The following is a 17,143-nucleotide window of genomic DNA, read 5'->3' as shown; positions in this document are numbered from 1 at the left end:
TGGCCCCTTCCCTATTGGATTTTCTGACAAGTCGGCAAGTTATTCCGCGGCGTTCGCCGCGGTCACCAGCTTGGTCGGCACATAGGTCACCGACTGGAGGATTTCTTCGCCGGCGAGGACGCGGGCGACGGCTTCGGCAGTCGTAGCGCCGATGCCGGCAAAGTCTTGGGCGACGGAGGCTTCGAAATTGCCGCCGGCGGCGATGGCTTCGCGGGCCTGGGGATTGGCGTCGATGCCAGTGATGACGATGCCTTCGCCAGACCGGCCGGCATCTTCAATGGCCTGCAGGGCGCCGAGGGCCGGCTGGTCCCAGGCCGCCCAGACAGCCTTGATGCTGCCGGGCTCGGGATTGGCAGCGAGGATGGCTTCCATCTTGGCGCGGCTATCGGCAATGCCGCCATCGGAGACGTCGGGCGTCACGCGGTCGAGCACCTTGATGTCGGGATAATTGCCGAAGACGGCATCGGCGATGACGCCGCGAACCTGAACGGGCGGGAAAGCCTCGAAGACGAACATCACCACATTGCCTTCGCCCTTGATGCGATCGGCAACGTACGTCGAGGTCTCGGCGGCCATGGCATAGCCATTGGAGGTGACGTTGGTGACGAGGAGCGGGTCTGCGCCGGCATCCATGCCGAAGACCGGGATGCCGGCGTCCTTGGCCGCCTGGAGGCCGGCGGTAACCTGGGTCGGATCGACATTGATGACGATGGCATCGACGTTTTGGACCACGAGGTCTTCAATGCGACTGATGACGGCGGCGACGTCGCCGGCCGTGTCGATGACATTGACGTCCCAATCGTTCTCGGCGGCGACGGCCTCGAAGGCTTCCACGTAGAACTGCGTGCCCGGCTGGGCCATGTAGGGGGTAACGATGGCGACCTTGGCCTGAGCCAGCGCGGCGCCCGTGCCCAGAGCAGTGGTTGCGAGAAGAATGCCGGCGAATGCCAGGGCAGATTTATTGAGCGACACGAAAGAGCCCTCCTGCTATCCCCGCCGGCGGGACAGCTGGCGGTTGTTTTCCTTGTGCTTCAAGGCACTATAAGGGGCGCCTGCCGGACAGCAAGCGGGATTTGGGGGAGAACGGGCGTGGATTTTTGCCTCATTGGGATCGATGTCGGCACGACATCCACAAAGGCAACGCTGATCGACCAGAACGGCGTGCAACTGGCGAGTTTTTCGCGCCCGCACCCGACTTCCCGGCTCACTCCCGGCATGGCAGAGCAGGATCCGCAGGACTGGATGGATGGCGTGCTTGGCGCGCTGGGGCAGTTTTCGGGTGCCGTCGATCCCGCGCGGGTTTTGGGCATTGGCCTCACCTCGCAGGTCAATTCCCATGTTTTTGTCGACGGCAGGGGCGAGGCCCTGCGGGCGGGGATCACCTGGCAGGATACTCGGGCGGCGGGCGATGCTGCAAAGCTCGATGCGCAGGTGACGGCAGAACAGAAAACAGCGTGGTTCGGCGGGCCGGTGCCGATTGATGCCAGCCATGCCCTGTCGCGCATGGCTTTTGTGGCGCGGACGGAGCCGGAGAACTGGGCGGCGACGCGGCACGTACTGCTGCCAAAGGATTTTGTGGCGCTCAAGCTGACGGGCGCCGTATCGAGCGATCCGGTGGCGTCGGTGGGCCTGGTGAACGCCTCGGGCACTTATGTGGGCGAATTGCTCGATCTCTTGCCGGGCAGCGCCGAACGATTGCCGCCGCTCTTTCCATTTCATCACATTGCCGGTCGTGTTCGGGCGGGGCTGCCGTTTGCTGGGCTTCCGGTGACGGTGGGGGCGATGGATGCCTGGGCCGGCATGTTTGGCTGCGGCGTGGTCGAGGATGGCGATGCCATGTACCAGTCCGGCACCAGCGAAATCCCCGGCGTCATTTCGAGCAAGGTGGTGCCGACGCCGGGCGTGATCCTGTTTCCGCCTTATGAAGGCATGCGCATGCATGCCGCGCCGACACAATCGGGCGGGGCGGCGCTGGCCTGGTTGTCGAGCTTGCTGGGGCGCAACCCACAGGAGCTTTCAGACCTGGCCGGCAACTGTGTTCCGAGCGCCGACCTGCCCTACTTCCTGCCGCATCTGGCGGGCGAACGGGCGCCTATCTGGGATAGCGCGTCGCGCGGCACCTTTGCGCGGCTCGATGCCAATGCGGGCCCGGCTCAGGTTTCGCGCTCGGTGATGGAGGGCGTCGCCTTTTCCGTGCGCTGGGCGTTTGAGACACTGAGCAATTCGGCGGGGCGAAAAATTGAAAGCGCCAACATTGGTGGCGGCGGATCGCGCTCTGATGTCTGGTGCCAGATTCGCGCCGACGTGCTGGGAATGGAATTGCGACGCACCGTGGTGCCGGATGCAGCGCCACTCGGCGCGGCGATTCTGGCAGGTGTGGGAAGCGGCGCCTTTGAGGCTCTTGCGCCGGCTGTGCGGCAGCTGGTGCGGTTTGAGAGGACGTTTGAGCCGGATGTGCGGCTGGCCGCGCTCTATGCCGAGCGGTTTGAGCTGTTCCAGTCGCTCTACGAAACGCTAAAGCCGTTCAACGCGCTCTTCTAGGTCGGCCGGCCGTTGGAGCGGCCGACCGCGATATCCAGCCAAAAACTAGAAGTGGAACGACAGCCTGGCCTTCACGGTGTGGGCGCTCAGGTCAGCGGTCGACGGGCCAGTGTGGCTGAAATTGCCGGCGGCATAGTCCGTGTAGCGATATTCGAGACCGGCGCTCAGGGAGTCCGTGATTGCGTATTCGGCACCAGCGCCAACGGTCCAGCCCCAGACGGTGGCGTTGGAGTCGGCACCTGCAGATGGCGTGTAGTTGGTCGAGAGGGCCGTGGCGGCAACGCCGCCGAGACCGTAGACCATAACGCGATCAGCGGCGAAACCGGCGCGGGCAACAAGGGAGGCGTCCCAGCTCTGCTTGATGACGTATTGCTCGCCGCCAGCGCCACCGCTTGCGGCATTGCCCTGGGCCCCAAGAAGGTTCACGGCCAATTCGGCACCCAGCACAAACTGATCGAACTGCGCGTTGACGCCGAAATGGGCGCCGCCTGCCAGACCATTCACCTGCACATCAGACGCCGGGGTCGCATAAAGCGGGATGTTCACGACACCCTTGCCCCAGCCGTAGCCAACCTGGCCACCGATATAGAGCCCGCTCCAATCGAAGGCAGCCTCGTCGACATAAATTTCTGCGGATGGCGGAGCGAGATCGGCGGCGAGGGCGCTACCGGTCATGGTCGCTGCAATAAGAACAAAAGAAGTAAGCAGTCTCATATGGTTATCTCCCAATACCGGGATTGATAACAGCGCACTTACGATTCGCTGTGACTTGCTCGCAACATCCACAGGCGAGATTGCCAGCCCGACAAAACGCCTGACACGGACCACAGGTGGGTCAGTGCTACCGCTGGAGGATTTGATGGAGGTTGAGGCCTCTCAGGGCCGGTGGTGGAGGGGACTGGATTCGAACCAGTGTACGCTAAGCGGTCAGATTTACAGTCTGATGGATTTAACCACTCTCCCACCCCTCCACATTCTCGGGCGAGAACAACGAAGCGCTAGGCGTTTCGTCGGGGCGGTTTATGGTTGGCTGTCGCAAAGGTGTCAACACCCTTCCGCCAAGCATGTGCAGAAATCTTGTGATAGATGAAAAAACTGGAGCTATCCCCAAGCCCCACTTGCCTTGTTGGCGAGGTTCGGGATAAGCCAATTTCGGCTTTAGCCTCGCAAGGGCGGGTATAGCTCAATGGTAGAGCAGCAGCCTTCCAAGCTGAATACACGGGTTCGATTCCCGTTACCCGCTCCAGAATTCCCCCGCGTGACAGACACCGCGCTTGCGGGGCGTGCGGAAAGGCGCTAGGCGCTTTCTATGAGCCGCAACAAATTTCCGCCCAAGCCCAAATACGATCCCAATGACGGACCGGTTTACCTGTATGGCCTGCACACTGTGCGGGCAGCGCTGGATAATCCCCTTCGCGTCAAAAAAGAACTCCTCGCAACGCCTAACGCCCTCAGCCGGTTGAACGAAATCGGCCAGATCGGCAAGGTGAAGGTGCGCGAGACGACGCCCAAGGAGCTTGACCGCTTGCTCGGCGGCGATGCCGTGCATCAGGGCGCGGCGCTGGAAGTCGATCCGGTGAGCCGGTTTGGCCTCAACGATATCCAGCAGCTCAAGCTGGTGGTTGTCCTCGACCAGTTGACCGATCCGCATAATGTGGGTGCGATCCTGCGTACGGCCTGCGCTTTCGGCGCCGATGCCGTGATCACCACTGCGCGTCACTCGCCGCAGGAAACCGGCGTGATGGCAAAGGCGGCCTCGGGTGCGCTCGATCTCGTTCCGATGATTGAAGTGACCAACCTCGCCAGCGCACTCGAAACGCTCAAGGAGCGCGGCCTGATTGTGCTGGGCTTTGACTCCGACGCCCCTGCCCCGCTGCGTCCACGCACGGACGACCGACCATTGGCCGTTGTGCTTGGCGCCGAAGGCAAGGGTCTGCGTCAGCGTACGCGCGAACTCTGCGACGAAATGGTGCGGCTCGACATGCCGGGTCCGATCAAGTCGCTCAACGTATCCAACGCTGCCGCTATTGCCTTGTTCGCCGCCACGGCGGGGAGACAGGGATGAGCACGTTTGAGCCCTTCGGTATTGCCTTGAGGCTGTCTGGCCTCACGCTGCCTCAGACGGAGGCCGAAAAGGCGCTCAAACAGCTTCTCGTGCGGTACGAGCCAGAAGATGCCGAGGGCAGCTTCTATGGCCAGGTCGATGTGCCGGTCGAGAATGCCATCCGCTCGCTTCTGGAACTGGCTGATCGAACCGGACCTGTCATCGAGGCGATGCTGGCCGATCGTCGACTGGGTCGCGCTGTGCTCGATCTTGCTTTTGACTATCCGCAGGAAGGCGAAGCCATGTCGGCCCGCCTCCCCGCCCACGCGGCAGCGGCAATTGCCAAGCACGGGATCGATATCGAGTTTTCGGTCTATCTGACCGATGTCGAAGACGATGACGAGTACTGATCGTCTGGCTGTAGCGAGCCGATCGAATTTTCCAGTTTCGACGCTCCAGATTGCGCCAAACACCTGCGCGCGATGAAAAATTGACGATCGCGAATTTGAGCGGTGCGATATCGGTCTTTCCAAGCCTAAGGGCAATCCCAATGACGGCGACCGAGCACGTTTCGGTCGTAAACACTTGCCGCACTGAGCCCGAGGTCGGAGTCCATGGCTCAAATGGGGTGGCCAAGTGCTGGCGGCATCGGGGTGGGTAGCGGACCGTCGGCTTTTGCCGCTGCGCTCGCAAAAGCCGACGTCAGGCCCTCAGCGATCGATCACCGAGACCCGGCACGACAAAGTTCGGCCAGCGCCGCATGTGGTTGATGAACCGCTCGCTGAGGCCGCCATCTCTTAGATGTTGGGCCGACACCGGCACTTGAGGGCTGTCGTAACAAGGATCGGCTTTCACCCGGAGCGGGAAGTCACGCTGGAGGATGCCTGCTCGACCGATCAGAACGAAGTCACATCCCTCGTCCAGGAGTTGAGCTGCGCGTTGGGCACTCATGATCTTGCCTGCCGCCCCAACGCGCACGCCCTTCCTTGGGAGTTCAGTGAATACACTGAGCATGGTTTGCCCCTGCAAACCGCCCTCTTTAACGATCTGGCGCGAGTCCCAGAGCGCGAGGTCGAGGTAGTCGATTAGTTCGCGATCAAGGATGTCGGCGGTGATGTCGCGTAACTCTTCAAGACGCAGGCCGTACCGCTCGATGGAGAGGCGCCATCCAACCTGGAAGTCCGGCCCACAGACCCGCCTGATACCCTCTATGACCTCTGTAGTCAGGCGGGCCCTATTCTCCACTGCTCCCCCATACTTGTCGGCCCGATCATTGAGCATTGGCGACATGAATTCAGAGAGCACCCACCCGAAGGCGCCGTGGAGCGCTACACCGTCGAAGCCAGCCAATTCCGCCCTTCTCGCTGCGGCGATGAAGCTGTCGCGAATTCTCTCAATTTCAGCGGTGGTCAGGGCCCTGATCCCGGGCAGCGTCAAACCTGATGCCGGCGCCGGGATACCTCCCAGTTCGGGCGCAGCTCGATGTCCCGCATGATGCAGTTGAACCGCTGAAAGCGCCCCTCCGTCACGAAGGGCCGTCGCCATTCGGGCGAGCCCGGCGAGATGTCTGTCACTATGGATGCCGAGTTGTCTCCCATAGGCGATGCCGCCGGGCTCGACGTAGGCGGCTCCGGATTGCACCAGGCCGTAACCACCCTGGGACACCTGCATGATCCAGTCTTGGTCGAATTGGGATGGCGAACCGTCGTGATCGCTTTGTTGATTAGTCAGTGGCGCCAGCATGAAGCGATTGGGCATTGCAGGGCCGTGCAAAAGGGTAAGGGGTTTGAACAAGTCCGCGACGGACATGTGAAATCTCCACTGATGTCTGGAATGGTTGGAGTGGCGATCCGTCGCCACTCCATGCGCATTTATTCGGCCGGCTGGCGGACTGAGGCCGCGGCGCGCCTTATGGACCTGGGACCGGCACTGGCGATCAGGAGCGTCGCGATACCGAGAACGGTGATAAAGGCAGACCCCGCAACATAGGTGTCCCAGCCGAAGCCCGGCGCTGCGGCAAAAACAGAAGCCGCGAAGGCAAGGATCACGCCACCAAAAATCTGGAAGGCAGAGAAGAGCAGGCCGGACGCCAGTCCTGACTCATCGGCTTCGATACCATCAAGAGCCGCTACCTGAACCGATGGGTAGGAGATGGCATAGCCGAGCCCGATCGGCACCTGCGAGAGCACAATGAGCAACATGGTGTCCATATGGCCCAGACCGAAGAGCCAGACGACGTAGCCGAGCGCCATCAATCCAGTGCCCACGATCATAAGGCCGGTGCTGCGGGTCTGCGCCATGACGGCAAAACGAGGCGCGAGGAACATCACCGCCACGCCACAGAAGACGAAGACCATGCCAGTAGCCAAAGCCGACCATCCGAGTACGTTCTGGAAGTAGAGCGTCGCAACGAACTGGAATCCAACATAGACACCATGGAATAGCCCGGCGACGATGTTGGCGTGGGTGAGCTTGGTGCGCTTGAAAATCTCGAGCGGGACCATGGGTACGGGGTGACGTGCTTCGATGACAAGAAACAGCACGAGGAGCGCGGCCGACGCCAGCAGAGAGCCCCACGTTGTGATGGCATCCCATCCCTCGTCTGCGGCATTGGTAACACCGAACACGAGCAGGAGAAGCGCAGGCGTGATGGTGATCGCACCACCCCAGTCAAAGCTCTGCCGCGGGCCTTTGCGGGGCTTGTCCGCGGGAAGGATGAATGGAGCCAGAAGCAGCGTGATGATGGCGAAAGGCGCTCCCATCACGAGTGTCGCACGCCAGGTGAAGATGGTCGCGACACCGCCGAAGACCATGCCGAGCGTATAGCCGGCGGCAGCCGTTGACGAGAAAATACCCAGGGCTCGACCACGCGAAGGTCCTTCTCCAAACACGGACAGCAGCAGAGCCAAGGCTGCGGGTGCCGTGAAAGCAGCCGATACGCCCTTGGCAAGGCGAGCTGCAATCAGGGTTGGACCGCTGTCAACAAAGCCGCCGGCGATGCTGGCAACAGCGAAGACCAGCAGACCCGCGAGGAAGGTGCGGCGATGTCCAAAAATGTCTGCGAAGCGACCACCGAGCAGCAAAAAGCCGCCATAGCCGAGAACGTAGGCGCTGACGGCCCACTGCAGGGTCGTTGCGGGTATTCCGAGTTCGGCCTGGATGGCCGGCAAGGCAACCGCGATGGTCGAGACGTCGATAGAGTCGAGGAATTGGGCCATGCAGAGGAGCAACAATGCCACCCCCGCCATGCCCCTTATTTTTGTGGTGGTCATGGAGTTCGTGTCCTTCTTAATGCCACTGCGCATGGAATGAGCGCGGTGGCGGTGAGGACAGGAAACTGTACACAGAGCAGCTATATTGCAAATCGATAGTAGGCATGCCACCTATCGCTAGCAATGATAAATGATGCTGTTCTTCGCAATATCGATCTCAACCTGCTGCTGAGCTTCACGGTTCTGATGCAGGAACGCAATGTCAGCCGGGCCGCCGAACGGCTGCTGGTTGGCCAGCCCGGTTTATCCGCGGCGCTCAAACGCCTGCGCGAGACCCTCGGCGACAAATTGTTCGTGAGGGTGGGAAGGGGCCTGCAACCAACAGCAAGGGCATTGGCGATCGCCCCAGCGATCGAGGCCGCCCTGGCAACGATTGAGCAGGCGATCAAGCCACCCACGGCATTTGACCCATCCACGTGGCAGGGTGAGTTCCGCGTCAGCATGTGCGATAATCTCGAGAGCGCCTTCTTTGGCCCTCTAGCTGCTAGGCTGCAGCAATTGGCGCCTCGGGCCAGATTAGTCAGTGTGGCGTCGGACAAGAGCCCGGCGCCCCAGATGCTGGACGAGTGCGCCTTCGATCTGTCCATTTCAGTCCACGGCGAGCCGGCCTCCTGGCACGTGAAAGCTCCCCTGTTTGAGCAGGCCATGGTGAGCATTTATGATCCGGGCCAGGTCCGCAACTGCGGCACCATGGGGCTCGATGACTTCGTCGCCCTGCCCCACCTCGCCGTTTCCATCGTGGGATCGACCGAAAATGCTATTGATCGGGCTCTGAGCCAAACGGGACGCACTCGCAATGTCGTGGCGACGGTGCAGAGGTTCTCTGGCTTGCCGACCGCGCTCAGCACCATGCCGTCAATTGCGACGGTTCCAGAGACGATCGGACGTTGCATGGCGAGGTTGCACAACCTGACCGTCGTGAACCCTCCGTTGCCGCTGCCGCGAGATCCAGTCAGCCTGCTCTATCGCCGGGTCGATCAGGCCGACGGCCGCTCGATGTGGTTTCGCCAGCTTCTGACACAGGTGGCTGAACGCGTGCTTCTCGATGCAGGCTGCCAATGCGAGGTGGCTCGGGCCGCCTGATTGGCGATCATGAACCGCCTATAGACTTGTCCGCGCGAAGGCGCGCGACAGCTAGATCTACAAATTGGCGGACTTTAGCCGGCGCATGTTGCCTTTCGGCATGGACCACATGGATAGGCAAGGGCTCAGCTTCATATTCGTCGAGCACCGTCAATAAAGCCCCCGAACCGATATCGGCGGCCACCTGGTAGAACGGCACGCGTGTAAGGCCAAATCCCGAAAGCGCCGCAGCAATGGCCGCATCGTTGGTATTGCTGAAGAGCGTGGGTTCGACCCGGATTGGGAGCTCCCCCTTCTGGCCGAGACGCCATTCCAGTGCCGACCAGGCCGCCGTAGTGCCGATCAGACGGTGCTTGGTGAGATCAGTGGGGTCGCGGAGAATTCCGTGCTGTCGGAGATACGTCGGAGTACCACAGATAACCTGTCGCATGGAGCCAACCCGGGTCGCCGGATAGCTGGCGTCAGCCAGATGTCCAATTCGGATTGCGACGTCGATACCCTCTTCAACGAGATTGGTCATGCGGTCGACAAAGAGCGCGCGCCCGACGACCTTGGGATGTCGCTCCAGAAACGCAGTCAGGATCGGCATCACGTGCATTCGGCCGAATAGAACAGGCGCGGAAATGGTGAGAGAGCCGACCGGTGCCAGATAGGATCCGGATGCCGCGGCATCGGCCTGCTGCAACTCGGCCAGAATACGCCGGCAGTCCTCCAGATATCGCGCGCCGGTCTCCGTCAGCTTAAGAGATCGGGTTGTCCGGTGCAGGAGGCGTGTCCCCAGCGCCGCTTCGAGGGCGGCGACAACCCGCGTCACCGATGGCGGGCTCATATTGAGCTGACGCGCTGCACCGGAGAAGCCTCCCGCTTCGGCAACCTTGGCGAACACGGTCATGGCTTGAAAACGGTCCATGGAAACCCCTGTCTACGTGTCGTGACACTATTCTTTTCAGTGAATTAATGGCGAATTCTCTCCAAGCGAAATCAAAAATTATTCTGAAATCCGAAATAGTCTCTTTCGTCCTTTCGGCATTCTAGCATCCGCCTCATTCGGCCAAGTTGCGGAGATCGCAGCGATTGCGCTGCCTGAACTCTGTGCCGGAGACGCTCTATGAAGCTCTACTATTACCCTCTGTCGGGCCATTCTCACCGTGCCCGCCTTTTCCTCTCTTTGATCGACATGCCCTTCGAGATCGTGACAGTCGATGTGGGCAAGGATGAACAGAAGGCGCCGGATTTTCTCAAGCTCAACAGCTTCGGCCAATTGCCGGTGCTCGAGGACAATGGCGTAATTGTCGCGGATTCCGTCGCGATCCTGGTTTATCTGGCCAAGAAATTCGGTCGCACTGACTGGTTGCCAGAAGATCCCATCGCTGCCGCCAAGGTGCAGCGTTGGCTCTCCGTTGCAGCCGGCCAGATCGCCTACGGCCCTGCCGCCGCAAGGCTCATAACCCTGTTCGGCGCCGAATATGATGCCGACGAGGTGATCAAGCGCTCGCACGACATTCTCAAGCTCATCGACGCGGAGCTGCATGGCCGGTTCTGGATCGCTTCCAATCTTCCAACCATCGCTGACGTCGCGCTCTACAGCTACATCGCCGCGGCGCCGGAAGGCTTTGTCGACGTGTCCGGCTATTCGCACATCAACGCCTGGCTAAGCCGCGTTGAGGCCCTGCCCGGCTTCGTCGCCTTCGAGAAGAATGCTGTCGGCCTGCGCGCCGCCTGATCCTCCGCCGGATCCTCACACGCACCAATCGAGATTGAGAAATGTCACAAACCCCGTTTGCACCGGGTTGGGATCTTGAGCAGTCGCCCTTTCACGAGGGTGAGCTGGCCATCCAGGAGCGTGTGGGTGTCCGTGACAAGATCGACGCGCTTGGCCGCCGGGCAGCGCGTCGGTATCTCACCGAGCAGCACAAAGCGTTCTTTCCCATGCTGCCTTATGTCTTTGTGGGCTCGGTGGATGATGAAGGGCAACCTTGGGCTTCTGTGCTGTTCGGTGAGCCTGGCTTTGTCACTCCGACCAGTGACATCAGCGTTTCGGTCCACGCTAAGGCTCTTTACGGAGATCCGCTCGGCAACGCGATTAGGCCAGGTGCCGAGATCGCGCTGCTGGGGGCGCAGTTACACACGCGCAGGCGCAACCGCATGTTCGGCTCGATCGCCGATGTGGCCGACAATGGCTTTTCTATCGCCATACGGCAAACACTGGGAATCTGCCCCCAATACATCCAGGGCCGCGAAATCGACTTTGTGCGCGACCCGATGTCCATCAAGCCAAGACCTGTGCACAAGGCCGACCGGCTGGACATGCGGGCAACCAGAATCATTCAGAACGCCGATACCTATTTCGTCGCGTCGGTTGATCCTCGAGAAGCCGATGGCATCAACAAAGGCGCCGACGTTTCACACCGCGGCGGTCGGCCCGGCTTTGTGAGGGTCGACAATGAGGGCACCCTCACAGCTCCCGACTTCGTCGGCAATTTCATCTTCAACACTTTGGGCAACTGGCAATTCGACAATCGCGCTGGTCTTTTGTTCCTCGATTTCGAAACCGGCGACATCCTCTACGTTGCAGCGCGTGCAGAAGTGATCTGGGAAGGGCCAGAACTTCAGGCCTTCTTCGGCGCGCAACGACTTGTCCGCTATCATATCGAAAAGGTTATCCGCGTTGAGGCGAGCCTTCCGGCGCGCTTCTCCCCACCGGAAGACTCTCCCCTGCTCGAACGCACCGGGAGCTGGGATGAGGTTGCTCGGACGCTCGATGCCGACCGTGATCGTCATGAGTGGCGACCTTTTCGCATCGCCAGGATCGAAAGGGAGAGTGAGGCGATCCGCTCGTTCTATCTCGAGCCTGCCGATGGTCGTGGTCTCGCCAATTATTCCGCAGGACAATTTCTCCCCCTACGGATGAACATCCCGGGATGGGAAAAAGCCGTTTTACGCACCTACACGCTGTCGGCGGCGCCGGGGGCATCGATGTATCGCATCAGCGTGAAACGCGAAGGCAAGGGTGGCGCATCGGACTGGCTCAACGACACTGCCAAGGTTGGCGATGTTATTGAGGTTATGAGCCCGAGAGGCGACTTCACATTTGCGGCCGATCCGCAGCGGCCAGTGGTCATGATCTCCGCGGGGATTGGCATCACGCCTTTCATTGCCATGCTCGACGACCTTCTCGTCAACGATGGCCGTACGCGACACCACGCGCCGATATGGTTCATTCATGGCGCGCGCAATTCGCAAGCCCAAGCCTTTGGTCCGTACCTTCGAGAAAAAGTAAGCCGGCACCACGAGCTGAAGGCCCATACTCGATACAGCCGGCCCCTGCCCGCCGATCGACTGGGCCTGACCCATCAAAGCGAAGGAGCGCTTGACCTCACCCTGCTCAAGGGCCTCCTCCCCTTCGACGACTATGAATTTTTCCTCTGTGGCCCCGGCCCCCTTATGCAGGGAATTTACGACGGGCTCATCGGGATGGGCGTTAGAGATGCGCGCATCCATGTCGAAGGATTTGGTCCCGCCTCAATTCAACGCAAGCCCAAGGAAAAGGCGGCCGTCGATGACGGTGAGGAAGCGGTTGTCGTTTCCTTAGCGAAGTCCGGCAAAACGGCGCGCTGGCGACCAGGCCAAGGTTCACTCCTCGATCTTGCCGAGCAAGAGGGCGTGGCGCCTCTATCAAGCTGCCGAGCTGGCATTTGTGGGACCTGCGCCACCAGGGTGATGGCCGGCCGCGTCGACTATCTGGAGGCTCCGGGTCACGAGGTCGAATCCGGCTATGCGCTGATCTGTATCGCCCACCCCCATCCCGGTCCGCACCTGGAAGCCTCGCTCGATCGCGAAGGCGTCACGCTCGATCTCTGAGCGCGACGTCGCCTCCAATTTCGACAACGAAAGGAAACACCATGAGTGACGGCGCCAAGAAGAACCTGCCTGCCGGGTACGTGCCGGAAAAAATCTGGACAGAGAAAAATGCCTATGGTGGTCAATTCGGCAGTATCAATCGGCCGGTATCAGGCGCCCGCTTCGAGCAGGAATTGCCAGTTGGCAGACACCCGCTGCAGCTCTATTCCCAGGGTACTCCCAACGGGCAGAAAGTCACCATCATGCTCGAGGAACTGCTCGAAGCTGGGCACGCTGACGCCGAGTATGACGCCTGGCTCATCGATATTTTTAAAGGCGATCAGTTCGGCAGCGGCTTTGTCGGGATCAACCCGAATTCGAAAATACCCGCTCTTGTCGATCGCTCAACCGATCAGGTGACGTCTGTTTTTGAAAGTGGGTCCATCCTTGTCTATCTCGCTGAGAAATTCAGCCGGTTCCTGCCGACAGAACTCGGCGCCCGCACCACAACCTTCAATTGGCTGATGTGGCAGATGGGCTCGGCTCCCTTCCTCGGAGGGGGGCTTGGACATTTCTACGCTTACGCTCCGATCAAGATCGAATATGCCATCGATCGCTACGCCATGGAGGCGAAGCGGCAGTTGCACGTACTTAACACGCATTTGGCCGAAAACGAGTTCGTTGCCGGCGATCAGTACACCATCGCGGATATGGCTATCTGGCCATGGTATCCTGGAAGCCTCTACGGCGTTTATCAGGTGGCTGAGTTCCTCGGCATTGAGGCATACCCTCACCTATTGCGCTGGTATCATTCCATTTCAGAACGTCCGGCCGTTGCCCGGGGTCGGATCGTTAACCGGACATCCGGGGCGCCAGGAAGTTTTATCCGTGAGCGCCATGATGTTGCGGATTTTCTAAATCCTTGATTTTGGACTCCAACTCCGGCGAAGAAAATTGTCGCCTGCTTCGGGCGCATGCACACAGGGCTATGCTCTAGGTCGCGACTGGCCAGAGGTCTGCCCTTTTCGAGGCTAAAGGGGGGGTGGAATACGCACCGCTCGCTATTGGAGACCAAGCTCGGTCACCCGGCGTCTGGGTATTCAAGGCTTTAGTCCTCGGTCATGGGCTATCAGCACCAATCCGCCGACCCTCATGGCGTCGGAGGATTGGTGGCGGAATGGGGAAGGCTGTTCTGAAGTGCCGAAATTGTACGCGGGATCTACACTCCGTGGTTCATTCACCCCCGGCTCATTCGATAACTGCTCGAACGGCAAAACCATAGTGCCGCGGCAGCGTGCCGACGGTCGGATCTTCGCCGATATAATAATACAGATAGTAGGCCTTGTCGGGGTCCTCAGAGAGCGTGCCACTCCAATAGTCAGCACCGTCCACCTGGTAGGACACCCTGTCTCCAACACGACCACCCACGGCGGGCAGAAAGATGCTGTTACCGCTCGGTCCCGTGACCGAATAACCGGCAACGCCATGGAGCTCAGTCTTTCTCCAGACTGCCTTATCGACCAATTCCTGTTGTTCGGCCCGCGTCGGCAAGCGCCAACCCGATCCCCATTTGACATGGGCAATGTCATACTCGGTGCCGCTGATTTCCCGCTGGGGGACCTCCGACGGATAATCACTGTTCTCCGTCGAGCGCTTTCGTCCGGTCGGGTCGCCCCAACCGTACAGCCCGCCATACTCCTCGGGTCGTACGGCGCCGAGGTTAAAATCGGCCCACCGTACACTCAGCCCGAGGTCGACAGGCTCGGCTACAGCTGCCGCAGAGTTGGCATTTTCCGTTGCCAGCATAGCGAAGGTCTCCCCGTTCATTGGCCAAGCGGTAACCGCCAGAATGACAACGGCGCAGAACGCGGCACTGTTCATGATTGTCTTCACACGAAGTTTCGGCACGGCCGTGCTCCATCGTTCGGGCGATCCGCAAAAAGGCGGTCCGGCTGGTGACAAGATTAATTTGCTGGATTCGAAGAGGCCGCCCTGAGCGAAGCGGCCTCATATTCATGGTGTCATTTAGCCAGGGATGCTTCGAAAAAGGCGTGCAGCTTTTCGACAACCTGGGGGACAAACTCGTCCTTGTCGTAGAGATCGACGTGGGTTGCGCCTTCGATCAGGAACAGCTCTTTCGGCTCCTGAGCGTGAGCAATTCCCTGCTCACTGAAAACCAGAGTATCGGCATCGGTGCCGGCGATCATCAGAAGGGGACGCGGCGAAATCCAGTCATTGTGCGCAAAGGCGTGGAACTGGGCTGCAACGTCCATCCGCATAACACCCCATTGGGTCGAACGGGGATGTGCGCCCCGCGGCGTGCGATAATAGTCATAAGCTTCCGAAAACAGGCTGCGGGGCGGCATTGCATCTGCTTCCGCCTTGGTGGAAGGGGTGTGGTTCATCATGAACGCACCCTCGCCGCGGGCTTCCAGGTTGCGCAGCGGGCCGGCCTGGTCGAGCATGGCATGGCGCACATTGTCGTCTTCGAAGATCGAGCCCATGAGATCGATGGCGCTCACAGTGGCTACGGCCTTGATACGGCGATCCGTCTGAGCGGCAAAGGGGACATAGCTACCTGCAGCGCAAATGCCGAGGGCACCGATGCGCTCTGCATCCACGTCGCTGCGGGTGGACAGATAGGTCACCGCGCTGCGGACATCTTCCGCACGCTGGAAAGGGTCTTCGAGTGAGCGCGGAAGGCCTTCGCTTTCGCCCTGGTAGGCGGCATCAAAAACCAGGGCGGCATAGCCGATCCGGGCCAGCTTTTCGGCATAAAGCGATGCCGTTTGTTCTTTGACCCCGCCGGCAGGATGCGTCACGACGATGCCAGGAAGACGACCTGAAAAATCATCAGGGCGAAAGAGGGTGGCGGCAATTTTGATATTGTTGCTGAGAAACGAGACGTCAGCTTTCATTACGGTGTGCATGGGATCTCCGGTGATTGGGTTGGAACGTGTCCCGACCTTCACGCGGAGATTTAGATAGGTTATCAGTATTCAACAATCAGGCCGATTATGCACAACCTGTTGAGACGCTCTCACTTATGACCCATGTCGATTCCGCGGAACTCAGAGCTTTCATCACCATTGCTGAACACCGCAGTTTTCGAGGCGCAGCACGGGTTTTGGGCGTAACCCCATCGGCGTTGAGCCACGCGATGCGCGCTCTGGAAGAGCGCTTGGCCGTTCGACTGCTTACCCGGACAACGCGATCCGTCTCACTGACTGATGCGGGAGAAAAACTGATCGCACGGGTTCGACCGGCCATCGCAGATCTCGACGAGGCGGTTTTGGAAATCACCAGCGTGGGGGAGCGCCTATCTGGCACAGTAAGAATTTCGGCCCCCGACGATGCGGCCAGAATGCTGATACGAAGTGTCGTTCCCAAATTCAGGACAACGTATCCAGGCATCGAAATCGAGATCATCGCCGAGAACCGCATGGTCGATATCGTGGCCGATGGTTTCGACGCTGGTGTTCGACTTCTGGATGGCGTGCAGAAAGATATGGTGGCGGTACGGTTTGGTCCGAAAATGAGAACCTGCGCTGTGGCGTCTCCTGCATACCTGGCGGGCAAAGGCATTCCAGGAAGTCCAAATGACCTTCTTGCCCATGACTGCATCCGGCTACGCTTCGAAAGCGGCACCCTCTATCGCTGGGAATTGGAGAGGTCAGGCCGGTCTCACAACGTCGATGTGAAGGGGCCCGTGACCGTTAGCAAAATGGAGCTTGGAATAGATGCCGCCATAGCTGGGCTAGGAATTGCCTGGGTGGCCGAGCACCTTATCCAGGATCACGTTTCAGCCGGGCGCCTTGTGCGCTTTATGACGGATTGGGGAACCGTGATCGATGGCTATAGTCTTTACTACCCCGCAAACCGCCATCTGCCACAGGGGCTAAGGCACTTTGTGGCCTCAGTCCGGGAATGGCGGCCGAGCGACTGATCTCGTTATATTTAAGGTCCGCTTTTAGGAATTCCGACTCGATGATTGGACGACCAAAATGGGGTCGATGACTGACCGTCGTCTGCAGGGCTCACGCGGTTGTATACAGGTCGCAACGGTCGGTCAGCCTCAACCATGCTTCCCCACCTACGCTGCCCACCAGAGCTAAACTCGTCGGCGTGAGCTGTCGCGTTGGACGATTCGTGGGGTTACGACAAAATGCTTGGGCTCACTACGCCCGTTGATCCGCTCAAGCAGAAAGCGGGTTGCCTGGACGCCCAATAGCTCACCGGATTGATCGACGCTGGTCACGGCGTTCTGAGGTGCGGCGCTGTAGGCAGTATCATCATACCCGATCAGCGCAACGTCCTGTGGCACACGCAAGCCAGGGCGCCGCTATTAGCGACGCCCTGGAAT

16 protein-coding genes and 2 tRNA genes are annotated in these 17,143 nt (G+C 60.0%); 9 read left to right on the top strand and 9 right to left on the bottom strand.

Annotated features, from left to right (window positions below; translation table 11 throughout):
- Positions 1–39: 39 nt before the first annotated feature.
- Positions 40–972 carry a substrate-binding domain-containing protein gene (locus ABW043_RS16365; RefSeq protein ID WP_353922262.1) on the bottom strand — a complete coding sequence of 311 codons (933 nt, stop codon included), beginning with the start codon at positions 970–972 and terminating at the stop codon, positions 40–42.
- A 117-nt stretch (positions 973–1,089) separates the two neighbouring features.
- Between ABW043_RS16365 and ABW043_RS16360 the strand changes: the two genes are divergently transcribed.
- Positions 1,090–2,541 (top strand): xylulokinase, encoded by a 1,452-nt coding sequence (locus ABW043_RS16360; RefSeq protein WP_353922261.1) that lies wholly within the window; start codon positions 1,090–1,092, stop codon positions 2,539–2,541.
- 45 nt (positions 2,542–2,586) lie between these two features.
- Here ABW043_RS16360 and ABW043_RS16355 read toward each other — a convergent pair whose 3' ends face one another.
- Together ABW043_RS16355 and ABW043_RS16350 are read right to left on the bottom strand one after the other, a co-directional pair.
- Positions 2,587–3,255: an outer membrane protein gene (locus ABW043_RS16355; RefSeq protein ID WP_353922260.1), complete on the bottom strand. Its 669-nt coding sequence runs from the start codon at positions 3,253–3,255 to the stop codon at positions 2,587–2,589.
- A gap of 172 nt (positions 3,256–3,427) precedes the next feature.
- Positions 3,428–3,512 (bottom strand) — tRNA-Tyr (locus tag ABW043_RS16350).
- Positions 3,513–3,713: 201 nt separating this feature from the next.
- Here ABW043_RS16350 and ABW043_RS16345 point away from each other — a divergent pair.
- The 3 genes from ABW043_RS16345 (at position 3,714) to ABW043_RS16335 (ending at position 4,995) form a co-directional block, all read left to right on the top strand.
- A tRNA-Gly gene (locus ABW043_RS16345) sits at positions 3,714–3,787 on the top strand.
- Positions 3,788–3,850: 63 nt separating this feature from the next.
- Positions 3,851–4,606 carry a 23S rRNA (guanosine(2251)-2'-O)-methyltransferase RlmB gene (gene rlmB, locus ABW043_RS16340; protein ID WP_353922259.1) on the top strand — a complete coding sequence of 252 codons (756 nt, stop codon included), beginning with the start codon at positions 3,851–3,853 and terminating at the stop codon, positions 4,604–4,606.
- Positions 4,603–4,995 (top strand): hypothetical protein, encoded by a 393-nt coding sequence (locus ABW043_RS16335; RefSeq protein ID WP_353922258.1) that lies wholly within the window; start codon positions 4,603–4,605, stop codon positions 4,993–4,995. Before rlmB ends, ABW043_RS16335 begins: the two co-directional genes overlap by 4 nt.
- 292 nt (positions 4,996–5,287) lie before the next feature.
- Here ABW043_RS16335 and ABW043_RS16330 read toward each other — a convergent pair whose 3' ends face one another.
- A complete protein-coding gene (locus ABW043_RS16330) occupies positions 5,288–6,394 on the bottom strand; it encodes an NADH:flavin oxidoreductase (protein ID WP_353922257.1) in 1,107 nt (368 codons plus the stop codon).
- A 62-nt stretch (positions 6,395–6,456) separates the two neighbouring features.
- Positions 6,457–7,857, bottom strand: coding sequence for an MFS transporter (locus tag ABW043_RS16325; RefSeq protein WP_353922256.1), 1,401 nt, complete (start codon positions 7,855–7,857; stop codon positions 6,457–6,459).
- Between the two features lie 123 nt (positions 7,858–7,980).
- On the opposite strand from ABW043_RS16325, the gene ABW043_RS16320 reads away from it, so the two are divergent.
- The gene (locus ABW043_RS16320) at positions 7,981–8,940 is read left to right on the top strand and encodes a LysR family transcriptional regulator (RefSeq protein ID WP_353922255.1); all 960 of its coding nucleotides are present in this window, start codon (positions 7,981–7,983) and stop codon (positions 8,938–8,940) included.
- A gap of 7 nt (positions 8,941–8,947) precedes the next feature.
- On the opposite strand, the gene ABW043_RS16315 is transcribed toward ABW043_RS16320, so the two are convergent.
- Complete coding sequence (locus tag ABW043_RS16315; protein WP_353922254.1) at positions 8,948–9,850, bottom strand: LysR family transcriptional regulator; 903 nt, start codon at positions 9,848–9,850, stop codon at positions 8,948–8,950.
- Positions 9,851–10,048: 198 nt separating this feature from the next.
- On the opposite strand from ABW043_RS16315, the gene ABW043_RS16310 reads away from it, so the two are divergent.
- From ABW043_RS16310 to yghU, 3 genes are read left to right on the top strand one after another with little or no spacing between them, the layout of a single operon-like run.
- Complete coding sequence (locus tag ABW043_RS16310) at positions 10,049–10,663, top strand: glutathione S-transferase family protein (protein ID WP_353922253.1); 615 nt, start codon at positions 10,049–10,051, stop codon at positions 10,661–10,663.
- A 41-nt stretch (positions 10,664–10,704) separates the two neighbouring features.
- Complete coding sequence (locus ABW043_RS16305; protein WP_353922252.1) at positions 10,705–12,801, top strand: 2Fe-2S iron-sulfur cluster-binding protein; 2,097 nt, start codon at positions 10,705–10,707, stop codon at positions 12,799–12,801.
- A gap of 41 nt (positions 12,802–12,842) precedes the next feature.
- Positions 12,843–13,706 carry a glutathione-dependent disulfide-bond oxidoreductase gene (yghU, locus tag ABW043_RS16300; RefSeq protein ID WP_353922251.1) on the top strand — a complete coding sequence of 288 codons (864 nt, stop codon included), beginning with the start codon at positions 12,843–12,845 and terminating at the stop codon, positions 13,704–13,706.
- Between the two features lie 322 nt (positions 13,707–14,028).
- Here yghU and ABW043_RS16295 read toward each other — a convergent pair whose 3' ends face one another.
- Together ABW043_RS16295 and ABW043_RS16290 are read right to left on the bottom strand one after the other, a co-directional pair.
- Positions 14,029–14,661: an Lcl C-terminal domain-containing protein gene (locus ABW043_RS16295; protein ID WP_353922250.1), complete on the bottom strand. Its 633-nt coding sequence runs from the start codon at positions 14,659–14,661 to the stop codon at positions 14,029–14,031.
- A gap of 140 nt (positions 14,662–14,801) precedes the next feature.
- The gene (locus tag ABW043_RS16290) at positions 14,802–15,710 is read right to left on the bottom strand and encodes an alpha/beta hydrolase (protein WP_353922249.1); all 909 of its coding nucleotides are present in this window, start codon (positions 15,708–15,710) and stop codon (positions 14,802–14,804) included.
- A 116-nt stretch (positions 15,711–15,826) separates the two neighbouring features.
- On the opposite strand from ABW043_RS16290, the gene ABW043_RS16285 reads away from it, so the two are divergent.
- Positions 15,827–16,726 carry a LysR family transcriptional regulator gene (locus ABW043_RS16285; protein ID WP_353922248.1) on the top strand — a complete coding sequence of 300 codons (900 nt, stop codon included), beginning with the start codon at positions 15,827–15,829 and terminating at the stop codon, positions 16,724–16,726.
- Between the two features lie 165 nt (positions 16,727–16,891).
- Here the strand turns inward: ABW043_RS16285 and ABW043_RS16280 are convergent, their stop codons facing one another.
- Entirely contained in the window at positions 16,892–17,110 is a 219-nt protein-coding gene (locus tag ABW043_RS16280) for a substrate-binding domain-containing protein (RefSeq protein WP_353922247.1), read from the bottom strand.
- Positions 17,111–17,143: the final 33 nt, after the last annotated feature.

Source organism: Devosia sp. (genome assembly GCF_040509215.1).
Lineage (GTDB): Bacteria > Pseudomonadota > Alphaproteobacteria > Rhizobiales > Devosiaceae > Devosia.
This window is presented reverse-complemented; position numbering and strand designations above follow the sequence as displayed.